Source organism: Micromonospora sp. WMMA2032 (genome assembly GCF_002688545.1).
In the GTDB taxonomy this organism is placed as follows: Bacteria; Actinomycetota; Actinomycetes; order Mycobacteriales; family Micromonosporaceae; genus Micromonospora; species Micromonospora sediminicola.
The window spans coordinates 5,865,954-5,880,675 of record NZ_CP024052.1; the positions used below are offsets into that span (position 1 = coordinate 5,865,954).

At 73.7% G+C, this 14,722-nt stretch carries 15 protein-coding genes; 12 read left to right on the forward strand and 3 right to left on the reverse strand.

Features of this window, described 5'->3' with window-relative positions:
• The first annotated feature begins 3 nt into the window (after positions 1–3).
• From CO540_RS27330 to CO540_RS27345, 4 genes are read left to right on the forward strand one after another with little or no spacing between them, the layout of a single operon-like run.
• A complete protein-coding gene (locus CO540_RS27330; RefSeq protein WP_253866784.1) occupies positions 4–1,377 on the forward strand; it encodes a DUF1501 domain-containing protein in 1,374 nt (457 codons plus the stop codon).
• On the forward strand, positions 1,374–2,789 hold the full coding sequence (locus CO540_RS27335; protein WP_099164161.1) for a ferric reductase-like transmembrane domain-containing protein: 1,416 nt from the start codon (positions 1,374–1,376) through the stop codon (positions 2,787–2,789). The genes CO540_RS27330 and CO540_RS27335 overlap by 4 nt, the downstream gene beginning before the upstream one ends.
• 10 nt (positions 2,790–2,799) lie before the next feature.
• Entirely contained in the window at positions 2,800–3,399 is a 600-nt protein-coding gene (locus CO540_RS27340; RefSeq protein WP_099164162.1) for an FMN-binding protein, read from the forward strand.
• Between the two features lie 47 nt (positions 3,400–3,446).
• Positions 3,447–4,268: an FAD:protein FMN transferase gene (locus CO540_RS27345; protein ID WP_099164970.1), complete on the forward strand. Its 822-nt coding sequence runs from the start codon at positions 3,447–3,449 to the stop codon at positions 4,266–4,268.
• 162 nt (positions 4,269–4,430) lie between these two features.
• Here the strand turns inward: CO540_RS27345 and CO540_RS27350 are convergent, their stop codons facing one another.
• On the reverse strand, positions 4,431–5,102 hold the full coding sequence (locus CO540_RS27350) for a bifunctional DNA primase/polymerase (protein ID WP_091572730.1): 672 nt from the start codon (positions 5,100–5,102) through the stop codon (positions 4,431–4,433).
• Positions 5,103–5,319: 217 nt separating this feature from the next.
• On the opposite strand from CO540_RS27350, the gene CO540_RS27355 reads away from it, so the two are divergent.
• From CO540_RS27355 to mctP, 7 genes are all read left to right on the forward strand, one after another.
• Complete coding sequence (locus tag CO540_RS27355; RefSeq protein ID WP_099164163.1) at positions 5,320–6,552, forward strand: helix-turn-helix domain-containing protein; 1,233 nt, start codon at positions 5,320–5,322, stop codon at positions 6,550–6,552.
• A gap of 16 nt (positions 6,553–6,568) precedes the next feature.
• Positions 6,569–7,150, forward strand: coding sequence for a flavoprotein (locus tag CO540_RS27360; protein WP_099164164.1), 582 nt, complete (start codon positions 6,569–6,571; stop codon positions 7,148–7,150).
• Between the two features lie 89 nt (positions 7,151–7,239).
• Entirely contained in the window at positions 7,240–8,106 is an 867-nt protein-coding gene (locus CO540_RS27365; protein WP_099164165.1) for a Nif3-like dinuclear metal center hexameric protein, read from the forward strand.
• On the forward strand, positions 8,103–8,840 hold the full coding sequence (locus CO540_RS27370) for a zinc ribbon domain-containing protein (RefSeq protein ID WP_099164166.1): 738 nt from the start codon (positions 8,103–8,105) through the stop codon (positions 8,838–8,840). Before CO540_RS27365 ends, CO540_RS27370 begins: the two co-directional genes overlap by 4 nt.
• Before the next feature lie 5 nt (positions 8,841–8,845).
• Positions 8,846–9,994: a bifunctional RNase H/acid phosphatase gene (locus CO540_RS27375; protein ID WP_099164167.1), complete on the forward strand. Its 1,149-nt coding sequence runs from the start codon at positions 8,846–8,848 to the stop codon at positions 9,992–9,994.
• A gap of 134 nt (positions 9,995–10,128) precedes the next feature.
• On the forward strand, positions 10,129–10,374 hold the full coding sequence (locus CO540_RS27380; RefSeq protein ID WP_091572757.1) for a DUF3311 domain-containing protein: 246 nt from the start codon (positions 10,129–10,131) through the stop codon (positions 10,372–10,374).
• Positions 10,374–12,026: a monocarboxylate uptake permease MctP gene (mctP, locus tag CO540_RS27385; protein WP_099164168.1), complete on the forward strand. Its 1,653-nt coding sequence runs from the start codon at positions 10,374–10,376 to the stop codon at positions 12,024–12,026. Before CO540_RS27380 ends, mctP begins: the two co-directional genes overlap by 1 nt.
• 59 nt (positions 12,027–12,085) lie before the next feature.
• On the opposite strand, the gene CO540_RS27390 is transcribed toward mctP, so the two are convergent.
• Positions 12,086–12,553, reverse strand: a complete 468-nt coding sequence (locus tag CO540_RS27390; protein ID WP_091572765.1) for a MarR family winged helix-turn-helix transcriptional regulator — start codon at positions 12,551–12,553, stop codon at positions 12,086–12,088.
• A gap of 57 nt (positions 12,554–12,610) precedes the next feature.
• Between CO540_RS27390 and CO540_RS27395 the strand changes: the two genes are divergently transcribed.
• On the forward strand, positions 12,611–13,834 hold the full coding sequence (locus CO540_RS27395) for an MFS transporter (RefSeq protein ID WP_099164169.1): 1,224 nt from the start codon (positions 12,611–12,613) through the stop codon (positions 13,832–13,834).
• Between the two features lie 7 nt (positions 13,835–13,841).
• Here CO540_RS27395 and CO540_RS27400 read toward each other — a convergent pair whose 3' ends face one another.
• Positions 13,842–14,603, reverse strand: coding sequence for a sulfite exporter TauE/SafE family protein (locus CO540_RS27400; RefSeq protein WP_099164170.1), 762 nt, complete (start codon positions 14,601–14,603; stop codon positions 13,842–13,844).
• Between the last annotated feature and the right edge of the window lie 119 nt (positions 14,604–14,722).

Sequence of the window (14,722 nt, forward strand, 5' to 3'; positions counted from 1 at the left end):
GAGATGACCGTGAACCCGTACCCCCTGCACCCCGAATGCCCCGACCTGCGGCGGCTGGCCGACAACCCGGCCGAGGCGCTGCTGCGCGCCGAGGCCGACATCGTCGCGGCCGAGAACGCGGCCGAGGCCGACCGGTACCGCCGCCTGGAGGAGGTCGAGGAGGCCCAGCAGGACGGCCGGGGCGTCACCCGGCGTACCTTCGTCGCCGGCGCCGCGGCCACCGCGACCGCACTGGCCACCGCGCAGTTCGTCACCACCTCGGCGTCGTTCGCGGCGACCAAGACCGGCACCCTGATCCACGTCTTCCTCTACGGCGGGCTGGACGGGCTCAGCCTGGTCGCGCCGGCCGACGACCCGGTGCTCGCCAAGGCCCGGCCCGACCTGCTGCTCGGCAACGACTCGCTGGCCCTGGGCCGCGGCTTCAAGCTGACCAGCGCGTTCGCCCCGCTGGAGAAGTGGCTCAAGGCGGGCCAGCTCGGCTTCGTGCCGGCGGTCTCCGACCCGCGGCTGTCCCGCAGCCACTTCCAGGCCGCCGACGCCTGTAACCTGGGCGGCCTGCCCGGTGAGACCGGTGGCCGGGGCTGGCTGGACAGCCTGGTCGACACGCTCGGCAAGGGCACCGCGTTCCGCAGCGTCGGCATCGGCAGCACGCTGCCCCGCTCGCTGGTCGGCGTGAACGGCGCGATCTCCCTCAACAGCGTGGGGGAGCTGCGGCTCAACGGCGACGACAAGTACCGCGCCGCCACCGAGAAGGCGATCCGTGGCCTGTTCACCGGGATCAACCACCCGGTGGAGGAGTCGGTCATCGAGGGGATGGGCGCGCTGGCCACCGCCCAGAAGCTCGCCGCGAAGCCGTACGCCGCCGCCCCCGGGGTCGAGTACCAGGGTGTCGGGAACGCGTTCAAGCAGCTCGCCCAGCTCATCAAGGGCGGGGCGAACGTGCGGGTGGCCACCGTCGGCATGGGTGGCTACGACACCCACGAGAACCAGGGCACCCGCGAGGGCGGCCAGCTCTGGCGGCGGCTCAACGAGCTGGCCAACGCCATGGCCGCGTTCTTCACCGACCTGGGCGACCGGGCGTCGGACGTGACGATCATGGTGTCCAGCGAGTTCGGCCGCCGGGTCGGCTCGAACGGCGGCGGCACCGACCACGGGCACGGCGGCGTGGTCACCGTGCTGTCCGGGCGCAAGCTCGCCGGGTCGCTGCTCGGCGCCTGGAACGGCTTGGACAAGCTGGACAGCGGCGACGTGCCGGAGTACAACAACATGTTCAACGTCTACGGGTCGGTGGCGCAGGGCCGGTTCGGCCTGACCACCGCCGAGGTGGACAAGGTCTTCCCCCGGCAGAAGTTCACCCCGATCAAGATGTACGCGTGACGTATCAGGACACCCGCGCCGCCGGCCGCCGTACCGGGCACTCCGCCCCGTACGGCGGCCGTCCGGCTGCTCCCGTACCGCCGGGCCGGCCGCGCCGCGGGCCCGGCGGCCGGCGTGCGCTGGCGGTGGTGTTCTGGCTCGGCCTGGCCGCCGCGGTCCTGCCGTGGTGGCTGGACACCCCGGCCGGCTCGCTGACCGACACCGCCGACGTGCTCACCGCCGGCGGTCGGGTCACCGGCCTGGTCGCCGGCTACCTGCTGCTGGCGCAGGTGCTGATGATGAGCCGGCTCGGCGTGCTGGAACGCACGCTCGGCGGGGAGCGGATCTCCCGGCTGCACCGGGACCTCGGCGCCACCCTCCTGGTGGCGGTGCTCACCCACATGGCGCTGCTGGTGGTGGGCTACGCCCGGCAGGAGAAGAACTCGGTCCTCGGCGAGGTCGGCGCGCTGCTGACCGACTACGAGGACATGGTCTCCGCGTTCGTGGCCGCCGGCGTCATGGTCGCGGTCGGGGTCACCGCGGTGCGCGGCGTACGCCGCCGGCTGCCCTACGAGCTCTGGTACGTGCTGCACCTGACCAGCTACCTCACGCTGCTGCTCGGGTACGCGCACCAGTTCAGCAACGGCGCCCAGCTCTACGAGCCCGGGCCGGTGCGCACCGGCTGGATCGCCGCGTACCTGCTGGTGGTGGCCGCGCTGGTGTGGGGCCGGGTGATCGCGCCGTTGGTGTTCAACCTGCGGCACCGGCTGCGGGTGGCCGACGTGGTGGCGGAGAGCCCGGACACCGTCTCGATCTACCTGACCGGGCACCGCCTCAACCAGATCGACATGCTCGGCGGCCAGTACTTCCGCTGGCGGTTCCTCAACCCCGGCTGCTGGTGGCAGTCGCACCCGTTCTCCGTCTCGGCGGCGGCCAACGGCCGCTGGCTGCGGCTCACCGTGAAGGTCGTCGGCGGCCACACCGCCGAGCTGCGCGACCTCACCCCGGGCACCCGGGTGTGGGCCGAGGGCCCGTCCGGCACGTTCACCGCCGCGCACCGCACCCGCGAGCGGGCCCTGCTCATCGCCGGGGGCAGCGGCATCGCGCCGCTGCGAGCGATGCTGGAGGAGCTGCCGCCCGGCGCGGCGTTGATCTACCGCGCCCGCACCCCGGCCGACGTGCTGCTGCACCAGGAGCTGGACTGGCTGGCCCAGGCCCGGCAGACCTCGGTCTGGTACGTGATCGGCCGCCGCGACGACCCCGGCCCCCGGCAGGTGATGAACCCCGAGGGCCTGCGCCGGCTGGTGCCCGACCTGACCCGGCGCGACGTCTACCTGTGCGGCCCCGGCGGCCTGGTCGACGAGGCCGTCAAGGCGCTGCGCGCCGCCGGCGTGCCCCGCCGCCAGATCCACCTCACCGCGTTCGAGCTGTAGGAGAAGCACCATGCGTCGCGCGCTCCTCGCGATCACCGGCCTGGCCGCCGGCACCACCGCGCTGGTGGTGCTCAAGGGCGCGCCGGGCACCGGGCAGGCGGCCCAGGACCTGCCGGCCGCGCTGGCCCCGGCCGCCCCGGGCGGCTCGCCCGCGCCCGGCGGGCCGACCCCCACCTCGCCCGGCGGGGCGACGCCCTCGGCCGCGCCGAGCGCGTCGGCGAAGCCCAGCGCCAAGCCCTCCGCCGACCGGAAGCCGGCCAGCCGGGGCGGCACCCGGACCAGCAGCGCCCCGGCCGCGCCGAAGACCACCACGAAGGCGCCGCCGAAGCCGACCACCCGCACGGTGACCGGCCCGTCGGTCAGCTACGAGTACGGCTCGCTCCAGGTCCGGATCACGTTGAGCGGCAGCCGGATCGTCGACGCCACCGCGATCGGCATGCCGCTGGGCGGGCAGTCCGGCCAGCGCAGCGACGACGTGCAGGCCCGCTACAGCGGCAGCTCGGGCGAGGTGGTGGCGAAGCAGAGCGCGAACCTGAGCACCGTCTCCGGCGCCACCTACACCAGCACCGCCTACAAGCAGTCGCTGCAGGCCGCGATCGACAAGGCCTAGCCTTGACCGCCGCCGGTCGGCCCGGGCTGCGCCGGGTCGAGCAGATCATGGGTACGGCGATCAGCCTCGACCTGGCCGACGAACTGCCCGCCGCCGTCCTGCACGAGCTGGCCGAGGACACGTTCGACTGGCTGCGCGAGGTGGACGCGCGGTTCAGCACCTACCGGGACGACAGCGAGGTGTGCCGGCTGGACCGGGGTGAGTTGGCGCTGGCCGACGCCTCCGACCACCTGCGGGCCGTGCTCGAGTGCTGCGCCGACCTGTGGTCCGCCACGGACGGCTTCTTCGACGCGTACGCGACCGGGCGGCTGGACCCGTCCGGCTACGTCAAGGGCTGGGCGGCGCAGGTGGCGTCGGACCGGCTGCTGGCCGCCGGCGCCCCGAACCACTGCGTGAACGCCGGCGGCGACGTGCGGGTACGCGGCCACACGGCCACCGGTGAGCCGTGGCGGATCGGCGTGCGGCATCCCTGGGACCCGGCGGCGACCTGCCTGGTGCTGACCGGCACCGACCTGGCGGTCGCCACGTCCGGGGTGTACGAGCGCGGTCACCACGTGGTGGACCCGCGCCGGGGGACGCCCGCGGTCGGACTGCGCTCGGTCACGGTGGTCGGCCCGGACCTGGGGCTGGCGGACGCCTACGCCACCGCCGCCGTCGCCATGGGCGACCCCGGCATCGCCTGGCTGGACCGCCTACCGACCCCCTGGCAGCACGCCGTGGTCACCGACACCGCCCGCCTCCTCCACTCCCGCACCCTCCCGGTGACCCCTGACGGGGACGGGGCGGTCAGCGGAGGGGGCGGTGGAGGATGGCGGGGCGGGAGCCCGGCGGTCGAGGGCGGCCGGGGCGGGCGCCCCGGGGGCGGGTGAAGCCCCACGGGCGGCGGCGGTGCCGCGGTGGCTCGGTGCCGCCGGTGTGGCGGGCCGCGTCGTCCCTGGACATCGTCAAACCCCCGCTCTGGCGCGTGCGCGCCCTCGGCAGGCTCAACGAGTGCGGTGCCGGGGAGGTCGCTGTCGGGCAGTTGTCCCGGCTCAGCGGCCTCGGCGGGGCAGGGGGAGGTGGCCGGGGAGCAGGTCCGGGGTGAGCGTCACCCCGGCGGCCCGTAACGCGGCGATCAGCGCGTTCTGCACCAGGTAGGAGTCGGGGAGCTGCCATCGGGCCTGCTCCGGCGCGACCGCCCAGCGCACGGTCCCCTCCGGCAGCCGGGTCGGCGGCGCCGGGATCCACGAGCCGGGGCCGTGCCGCACCACGTGGAAGCAGTGCTCCAGCTCCGGCCGGAGCGGGTCGCCGGGGCGGACCAGGAACATCCAGCGGCCGGTCGGGGTGACCAGCACCGGCCCCCGTACGCCGAGACCGGCCGGGTGGGTGGCGACCGTGTCCAGCACCCGCCGGCCGAGGTGGGCGGCGACCTCCAGCACGTCGAACGCGTGTCCGGTGGGCAGCAGCACCCCGTGCGGGCGGTCCCGCCACCAGGTGGCCACCCGGGCCGGGTCGGCGCTGGCCGCGCGCTCCCAGTCCTCCAGGGCGGGGTGGCAGCCCACTGTGGGACAGCCGGCCCGCCCGCAGACGAAGCGGCTGTTGGCCAGGCAGGCCCCCGGGGTGACCGGCCAACCGTGCAGCGCGTACCGGACGGCGACCCGGCGCAGCCGGACCCGCTCCAGCGGCGACAGGTGAGCGACGCGCGGTCGGACGTTCCCCCACATGTGTGCCATCCCCTCTCGCCCCGCCGAACCGTCCACATGCCACACGTCGAAAGCCGTCACTGCCTAAACCCACGTTCGTTGAGCTGACGAACGGCCGGTGCAACTTGCACGAAAACTACGAGAATTGGCTGGACGGCTGACGCACAACCTGTGCGACCAGGGCAAACCTGATGGACGTGGGGGGACCGGCCGGCGCCGTGAGGGGGAGGGAGCAGGGATGGACGAACTACCCATAGGCCGGCGGGTGGCGTACTGGCGGAGTCGCCGCAAGATGTCCCAGCAGGTCTTCGCCGACCGGCTCGGCAAGTCCAAGAGCTGGGTGGACAAGGTGGAGCGCGGCGTCCGCCGGCTGGACAAGTTCTCGGTCCTCTACGAGATCGCCGACATCCTCCAGATCGACGTGCAACTGCTGCACGGCAAGGACCCGGAGCGGCGCACCGACGCGCTCAACTGCATCGACCAGGTCGAGGTCGAGGAGATCCGCACCGCCCTGGAGCGGTACGACTCGATGAGCGCCTACTTCGACGCCGCGCCCTACCCGCCGCCGCTGGCCGACATGCACAAGGCGGTCAACCACGCCTGGCTCACCTACCAGTACGGCCGCTACGGCATGCTCACCCGCGCGCTGCCCAAGCTGCTGCGCGACGCCCAGGCGGCCGACGCCGGCTACGGCGGCGGCGGCGACCAGGCCCGGGAGGCCGCCCACCTGCTCGGGCAGGTCTACCAGATCGCCTCCTCGGTGCTGCGCAAGCTCGGCGAGTGCGACCTGGCCTGGCTGGCCGCCGACCGGTCCATGGCGGTGGCGCAGCGGGCCGACGACCCGCTGCTCGCCGGCATCGCCACCACCCGGGTCTGCAACGCCCTCGTCGCGATGGGCCGCCCCCGCCCGGCGCTCGAGCTCAACGTGCGGATCGCCAACCGGCTCGCCCCCGGCGGCGACAACGACGTCCGGCCCGAGCGCCTGTCCGTCTACGGCATGCTGCTGCTCCAGGGCGCGATGGCCGCCGCCCGGATCGGCGACTCGGCGACGGTCGACGACCTGCTCACCGGCGCGGGGGAGGCGGCCACCCTGCTCGGCGCCGACCACAACCACTACTGGACGTCGTTCGGCCCGACCAACCTGGAGCTGCACCGGGCCGCCGCGGCCGTCGAGCTGGGCGACGGCGGCCGGGCGGTGGAGACGCACCACCGGCTGGCCGAGCCCGCGTTCAACGCGCTGCTGCCCGAGCGGCGCGCGCACCACCTGCTCGACCTGGCCCGGGGCTACGCCCAGATCGGCGACGTCGCCAACGCCGGCGACATGCTGCTGCGGGGCGACCGGCTCGCGCCCTCCGAGATCCGTTGCCGGCCCATCGCCCACGAGGTGATGTCGGACGTGCTCCGTCGCACACGGGGTGCGCCGCCTCCGCCCATCGCGGAGTTGGCTGAGCACATGGGAGTAGGAGTATGAGCGCGGGTCGGGTCGGATGAGCGGTCCGCACACCAGCAACGGGCACCGCCGGGTGCTCTACGTCATCGCCTGCGGCTCGCCGCTGGCCCGTCACGTCGGCCGGCTGGTCGACCTCGCCCAGCGAGACGGCTGGACGGTCTGTGTGGTCACCACGCCGGACGGCGCGAAGTTCGTCGACCGGACGGCGCTGGCCCGGCAGACCGGTCACCCGGTCCGGACGCACTACAAGAACCCGGGCGACCCGGACGTGCTGCCCCCGGCCGACGCGATCCTGGTCTGTCCGGCGACGGTCAACACGGTCAACAAGTGGGCGGTGGGCATCACCGACACGCTGGCGCTCGGCCTGCTGGTCGAGGCGCAGGGCCTCGGGGTGCCGATCGCGGCCGTCCCGTACACCAACGAGGCGATGGCCGGGCACCCGGCGTTCCGGGCGAGCCTGGCCCGCCTCCGCGAGTGGGGCGTCCGGGTGGTGTTCGGCGAGCACGTCGTCCGCCTGCACCCGCCGGGCACCGGTGAGCGGCACCTGGACGCCTTCCCCTGGGACGCCGGCCTGGCCGCCCTGGACGGCGCGGCGCGGCCGGTCGCCCCGGTCGGCTGACGGGTGGGCGCGGGGCCCGTCGACGTCCGACGGCCCCGCGCCACCGCGGTGGGCGTGTCCCCGGCCGGACGCCGGTAAGCTGGCCGGCCGTGAGCACAACCGGATCGCCGCCCACCGTCGCCGACGTGGTGGCCGCCCTGGACCGCCGCTACCCGCCGGCCTGGGCCGAGGAGTGGGACCGGGTCGGCCTGGTGCTGGGCGAGCCCGACCACCCGGTACGCCGCGTCGCCTGCGTGGTCGACGTGGTCCCGGAGACGGTGGACGAGGCGCTCGCCGCCGGCGCCGACATGATCGTCGCGCACCACCCGCTGCTGCTGCGCGGCGTCTCCTCGGTGGCCGCGACCACGTACAAGGGCCGGATCGTGCACCGGTTGATCAAGGCCGACGTCGCCCTGTACGTGGCGCACACCAACGCCGACGTGGCCGCCCCCGGCGTGTCCGACGCCCTGGCCGCCCGGTTCGGGCTGACCGGGTTGCGCCCGCTGCACCCGCCCCGCCCCGGCTCGCCCGCCGACGGCCCCGGCCGGGGCATCGGCCGCATCGGCGAGCTGCCCGCCCCGACGACCCTCGCCGAGCTGACCCGGCGGGCCGCCGACGTGCTCCCGGTCACCGCCTGGGGAGTTCGCGCCGCGGGTGATCCCGGGCGTATGGTTCGTACCCTCGCCGTCAGCGGTGGCTCGGGGGACAGCTTCCTCGCCGAGGCGACCGCGGCCGGGGTGGACGCGTTCCTCACCGCGGACCTGCGTCACCACCCGGCCGGTGAGCACCTCGCCGCCGGTGGGCCGGCCCTGCTGGACGCCGCCCACTGGGCGACCGAACGACCCTGGCTGGACGACCTGGCCGCCCACCTGCGGGACGAGCTGGGCGTCGAGGCCGTGGTGTCCGACCTGGACACCGACCCGTGGACCGTGCACGCCGCCGCGCCCCGACCGGACGACAAGGAGCCCCGACCGTGAAGGCTGACCCGAAGGTGCAGCGTCGCCTGCTCGACCTGCAGGCGATCGACACCACCCTGGCCCAGCTCGCGCACCGCCGCCGGAGCCTGCCGGAGCGGGCCGAGCTGGAGGCGCTCGCGCGGGAGCTGTCCGCGCTGGAGGACGAGCGGGTCCGCGCTCAGGTGGCGGTCGACGACCTGGACCGGGACATCGCCCGGCTGGAGAAGGACGTCGACCAGGTGCGGGCGCGCAAGAGCAAGGACGAGGCCCGGCTGGCCTCGGGCAGCGGTCCGGCCCGGGAGCTGGAGGCGCTCCAGCACGAGCTGGTCTCGCTCAACCGCCGGCAGAGCGACCTGGAGGACGCCGAGCTGGAGCTGATGGAGCAGCGGGAGACCGCGCAGGGCGTGCTCGACGGCATCGAGGGCCGGATCGCCGACGCCCGGGAGCGCCGGGCCGCGGCCGAGCAGCGCCGCGACGACGCGCTGGCCGAGATCGCCAAGGAGGAGGAGTTCAAGCGCACCTCCCGCCAGCCGCTCGCCGGTGACCTGCCGGCGGACCTGGTCACCCTCTACGACAAGATCCGCGAGGACACCGGGCTGGGCGCGGCGCTGCTCACCGGGGGCCGCTGCGGCGGCTGCCGGCTGGAGCTCTCCGGCGCCGACCTGGCCCGCATCCGCAAGGCCGACCCGGACGACGTGGTCCGCTGCGAGGAGTGCCGCCGGATCATGGTCCGGACGAACGAGTCGGGGCTGTAGTCGCCGTGGCGGTGCGCGCGGTGGTGATCGAGGCCGACGGCGGCTCCCGGGGCAACCCGGGGCCGGCCGGCTACGGCGCGGTGGTCCGGGACCCGGCGACCGGCGAGGTGCTGGCCGAGCGGTCCGAGTCGATCGGCACGGCGACGAACAACGTGGCCGAGTACCGGGGCCTGATCGCCGGGCTGGAGGCCGCCGCCGAGCTGGGCGCGGTCGAGGTCGAGGCGCGGATGGACTCCAAGCTCGTGGTCGAGCAGATGTGCGGCCGCTGGCAGATCAAGCACCCCGGGCTGCGCCCGCTCGCGGCCCAGGCCGCCGGGCTGGTCGGCCGGTTCGCAGCCGTACGCTTCGTCTGGGTGCCCCGCGAGCGCAACCGGCACGCGGACGCCCTGGCCAACGCGGCGATGGACGCGGCGGCCGCCGGCGCTCCGGCGGGGTCCGCGGCCACCCCGCCGCCCGCGGCGACGGTGGCCCGGGCCACCGGCACCGACCCGGCCACCACGCCCGCCTCGTGGGAGCCCCGCCCGACCGAGGAGGGCACCCGGCTGATCCTGGTGCGGCACGGGGAGACCGAGCGCACCGTGCAGAAGCGCTACTCCGGCCGGGGCGACGTGCCGCTGACCGAGCGCGGCCGGGCGCAGGCCCGGGCCACCGCCGCCCGGGTGGCCGAGCTGGCGCCGTCGGTCGCGGCCGTGGTCAGCTCGCCGCTGTCCCGGTGCGTGGCCACCGCCGAGGCGGTCGCCGCGCGGGTCGGCGAACCACCGGTACGCACCGACGACGACCTGATCGAGTGCGACTTCGGGATCTGGGAGGGACGCACGTTCGCCGAGGTGCGCCAGGGCTGGCCGGGCGAACTGGACGCCTGGCTCGCCTCGACCCGGGTCGCTCCGCCGCAGGGTGAGTCGTTCGCCGAGGTCGCCGAGCGGACCGGGCGCGCGGTGGACCGGCTGCGGTCGGCGTACCCGGGGGAGACCGTGGTGGTCGTCTCCCACGTCTCGCCGATCAAGCTGGTGCTGCGCGACGCCCTCGCCGCCGGCGACGCGTTCCTGCACCGGCTCTACCTGGACACGGCGGGCGTCTCGGTCCTGGACCTCTACCCGGACGGCGGCGTCGCCGTCCGCCTCGTCAACGACACCGCGCACCTGCGGAACCTCTGAGCCCCGGGCGGCCGTTCGGCGCACGCCGGCGGCCGCTCGGCGCATCGGCGTCGGTCTGTCGAACGTGACCGCGCTCACAGGGTCGTAGCCTCCGGCCGTCACATGGCCCGCTACGACTGCCCGGAGGGTGTCACATGGCCACACCGGAACCGGAGGCGCTGGACACGGCGCGATCCAGGGCGAAGGACAAGAGTCCCTGGAACTGGTTGCTCTTCATCCCGATCGTGGTGCCGCTGATCCCGGCCTTCTTCAACGCGGACTCGCCCCGGCTGTTCGGGTTCCCGCGCTTCTACTGGCTGCAACTGGCCTGGATCCTGCTGGGCGTCGGCACCACCACGCTGGTCTACCAGATGACCAAGAAGAAGCGGGGTGACCGCTGATGTGGCGCGACCACCTCACCGAGATCATCGTCTTCTCGCTGCTGTTCCTCCTGGTCAGCGCCATGGGTTTCGTGGCGGCCCGGTGGCGGCGACCGCAGGACATGGCCCACCTCGACGAGTGGGGTCTGGGCGGGCGCAGCTTCGGCGGCTGGATCACCTGGTTCCTGGTCGGCGGTGACCTCTACACCGCGTACACGTTCGTGGCGGTGCCGGCGCTGATCTTCGGGGCGGGCGCGGCCGGCTTCTTCGCCGTGCCGTACACGATCGTGATCTATCCGCTGGTGTTCCTGGTGCTCTGCCGGCTCTGGTCGGTCTCGCACCGGCACGGCTTCGTCACCCCGGCCGACTTCGTGCGCAACCGGTTCGGCTCGCCGATCCTGGCGCTGCTGGTGGCGATCACCGGCATCGTCGCCACCATGCCGTACATCGCGCTGCAACTGGTCGGCATCGAGGCGGTGCTCAAGACCATGGGCGTCACCGGCGACAGCGCGCTGGCCCGGCACCTGCCGATCATCATCGCGTTCGCCATCCTGGCCGCCTACACCTACCAGTCCGGGCTGCGCGCGCCGGCGCTGATCGCCTTCGTCAAGGACTCGCTGATCTACGTGGTGATCCTGGTGGCGGTCGTCTACCTGCCCTACAAGCTGGGCGGCTGGGGCAGCATCTTCGACGCCGCGGACGCGAAGTTCGCCGCCTCACCGAATCCGAACGACGGCATCCTGCTCAACGCCAACAACCAGCTCCAGTACGTGACGCTGGCGTTCGGCTCGGCGCTGGCGCTCTTCCTCTACCCGCACAGCATCACCGGCGTGCTGGCCAGCCGGAACCGGGACGTGATCAAGCGGAACATGTCCGCGCTGCCGGCCTACAGCCTGCTGCTCGGGCTGATCGCGCTGCTCGGCTACATGGCCATCGCGGCGAACGTGAAGCCGTTGCCCGGCGCGAAGGAGGGCAGCGTCGACGGCAACACGGTGGTGCCGCTGCTGTTCGACCAGCAGTTCCCGGACTGGTTCGCCGGTGTGGCGTACGCGGCCATCGGCATCGGCGCGCTGGTGCCGGCGGCGATCATGTCGATCGCGGCGGCCAACCTGTTCACCCGCAACATCTACAAGGAGTACCTGAAGCGGGACGCGACGCCGGCCCAGGAGGCCAACGTCTCGAAGATCACCTCGCTGGTGGTGAAGGTCGGCGCGGTGGCCTGCATCGTCTTCCTCGACCCGCAGTTCTCCATCGACCTCCAGCTCATCGGCGGCGTGATCATCCTGCAGACGCTGCCGGCGGTGGCGCTGGGCCTCTACACCCGCTGGTTCCACCGGGGCGCGCTGATCGCCGGCTGGGTGGCCGGCATGGGCCTGGGCATGTGGATGCTCTACCAGATCGGCAACCCGGCGACCGGGAAGAAGCACTTCGCCGGTTCGGCGTTCCCGCTCTCCGAGTTCGGCTTCGACACCAAGAAGACGATCTACGTGGGGATCGTCGCGGTGCTGGTGAACCTGGTGGTGGCCGCGCTGGGCACGCTGGTGCTGCGGGCGGCGAAGGTGGCCGACGGGCCGGACGGCACCACGCCGGACGACTACTTCGCCGACGAGGGGGACCCGCGGGTCACCACCTCCGCCGACAGCGCCGACGCCGCGCGCGAGCCGGTCGCATGAAAGGAGGGGCCCCCTCTTAACGCATTCGGTAGAGGAGGGGGCCCCTCTTAACAACCGCCTCAGCGGCGGCGGTTGCGCGCGTCGAGCGCCTCGTTGAGGCGGTGCAGCAGCTCCGCGAGGGTGTCCCGGTCCGCCTCGGACCAGGAGGCCAGCATCTCGCCGTAGAGCCGGGTGCGGGCGGCCCGCACGGCCGCCATCCGCTGCAGCCCGGCCGCCGTCGCGGAGATCACCGTGCCGCGCCCGTCGGCCGGGTCGGGGGTACGCGCGATCAGGCCGTCGCGTTGGAGCGCGGAGACCTGCCGGGTGACCGTGGACCCGTCCAGGTTGAGCCGGGCGGCCAGCGCCGAGACGTTCTGCGGCCCGGCCTGGTCGAGGTGGCGCAGGATCACGTACGCGGCGCGGTCGAGCAGCCTGTGCTCCATGGTGCCGGTGCCCCGCCGGGTGGCCTCGCCCAGTCGCATCAGCAGCGCGACCTCGGTTTCGATCCGGCCGAGTGTGACCTCTTTCGCGTGGGCGTCGTCGCTCATAGCTGTATGATACAAGAAAATTACCTGTACGATACAGCTATCTGGGGAGGTTGCGGAGTGGATCGCCGATCCGAGCCCAACCGCAGTGCCATCTACGCCACCACGCTCGTGGCGTTCCTCGCCATCGCCGGCATCGCCGTGGTGGACCCGATCCTGCCCGCCATCGGCGAGGCGATCGGCGTCACCGCCTGGCAGGTCGAGCTGCTCTTCACCGCGTACATCGCGGTCATGGCCGTCGGCATGATCCCGGCCACCCTGGCCAGCGGAAGGTTCGGCTTCAAACCGGTGCTGATCACCGGCGTCTCGGTGGTCGGCCTGGCCGCCATCCTCGCGTCGTTCAGCAACGACATCGTCCAGCTCTCCGTGTTGCGCGGCGTCTGGGGCCTGGGCAACGCGATGTTCTTCGCCACCGCCATGGTGGTGCTGGTCAACCTCGCCAACGACCGGGAATGGGTGGTCGGCCTCTTCGAGACCGCGCTCGGCCTCGGCTTCGCCGTCGGCCCGCTCATCGGCGGCCTGCTCGGCGAGGTGAGCTGGCGGCTGCCGTTCTTCGTCTGCGGCGTGTTCATGGTGCTCGCGCTCGGCGTCGCCGCCCGCAAGCTCCGCGAACCCACAACCAAGCAGGCTCCGGTACGCGTGGGCCAGATCTTCGCCACCTACCGCCGGCCGGCGTTCATCACGCTCTGCGTGGTCACCGCCGCGTACAACTTCGTCTTCTTCGTGGTGCTCGGCTACACACCGCTGTTCCTGCGCCTCGACGTCATCCCGCTGGGCCTGGCGTTCACCGGCTGGGGCCTCGGCCTCGCCGCCGGCATCCTGCTGATCGGGCACCGGCTGGCCCACCGCATCGGCGCGGTGCAGACCGTCGGCGTGGCCATCGTCGGCCTGCTGGCCTGCATGGTGCTGTTCGCCACCTCCACCGGCACCGCCATGTCGCTCGTCGTCCTGGTCGTCGCCGGCCTGTTCATGGGCCTGGCCAACGCCAACCTCACCGACCTGGCGCTCGGCCTCGGCTCCGCCGACCGCCGCGTCGCCACCGGCGCGTTCAACCTGGTCCGCTGGGGCGCCGCCGCGCCCGCCCCGATCATCTCCGGCAAGCTGGCCGAGCACGGCCTGGCGCTGCCGTTCTGGGTCGGCTTCGGGGTGCTCGCCGTCGGCGTGCTCGTCTACCTCGGCTTCGGCCACCTGATGGCCGCCGGCTACGGCGAGCGGGTGGTGTGGAACCGGGCCGCCCGCACCGCCGAGCACGCCCCGGAGGAGCCGGTGGGGGAGGCGTACTGACCGATCGTCAGGTCAGCGCGCGCCACAGCAGGTAGAGGCCGATGGTCGTGCCGAACAGCACGATGACCGTCTTCAGCACCACCGCCGGAAGCCGGCGGGCCAGCCGGGCGCCCGCGTACCCCCCGACCAGGGTGGCCGGCGCGACCACCGCGACGGCCACCCAGTTCACCGGGCCGAACAGGGCGAACACCACCAGCGTGGTCAGCCCCACCACGGCCGAGAGCAGGTTCTTCACCGCCGTCACCCGGGCCAGCGTGGCGTCCAGCACCAGGGCCAACCCGGCCACCAGCATCACCCCGAGCGCCGCGCCGAAGTAGCCGCCGTACACACTGCCGACCGCGACCATGACCTGCACGGTGACCGTACGGCGGCGCGGGCTCAGCTGCGCCGGATGGCCCACCAGCCGGCGCAGCGGGTCCTGGAACGCCAGCACCGCCGTCGCGCCCAGCACCAGGAACGGCACCACCAGCTCGAACGCGCGGGCCGGGGTGGCCAGCAGCAGTACGCAACCGACCACGGTGCCCACCGCCGCGGTCGGCAGCAGCGACCACAGGGCCCGCCCGCGCGGCAGATCCGCCCGGCTGCCCGCCACGCTGGCCAGGTAGCCCGGGAAGACGGACACGGAGTTGGTGACGTTGGCCGGTACCGGCGGCAGGCCGCTCGCGATCAGCGCCGGGAACGTGATCAGCGAGCCGCCGCCGGCGACCGCGTTCACCGTGCCCGCGGCGAGGCCGGCGGCGAGCAGCAGCGCGGCGTCGGAGAGATCCATGATCCCCAGAGGCTAGTACGCCCGGGACCGGGTCGCCTGCCTGGTTCGGGCTCGGGTTGCGCCCGGATCCCGCGGCTGTGCCCCCGGCCCCGCGCTGTCGCCACCTCGGCGAACTCGCG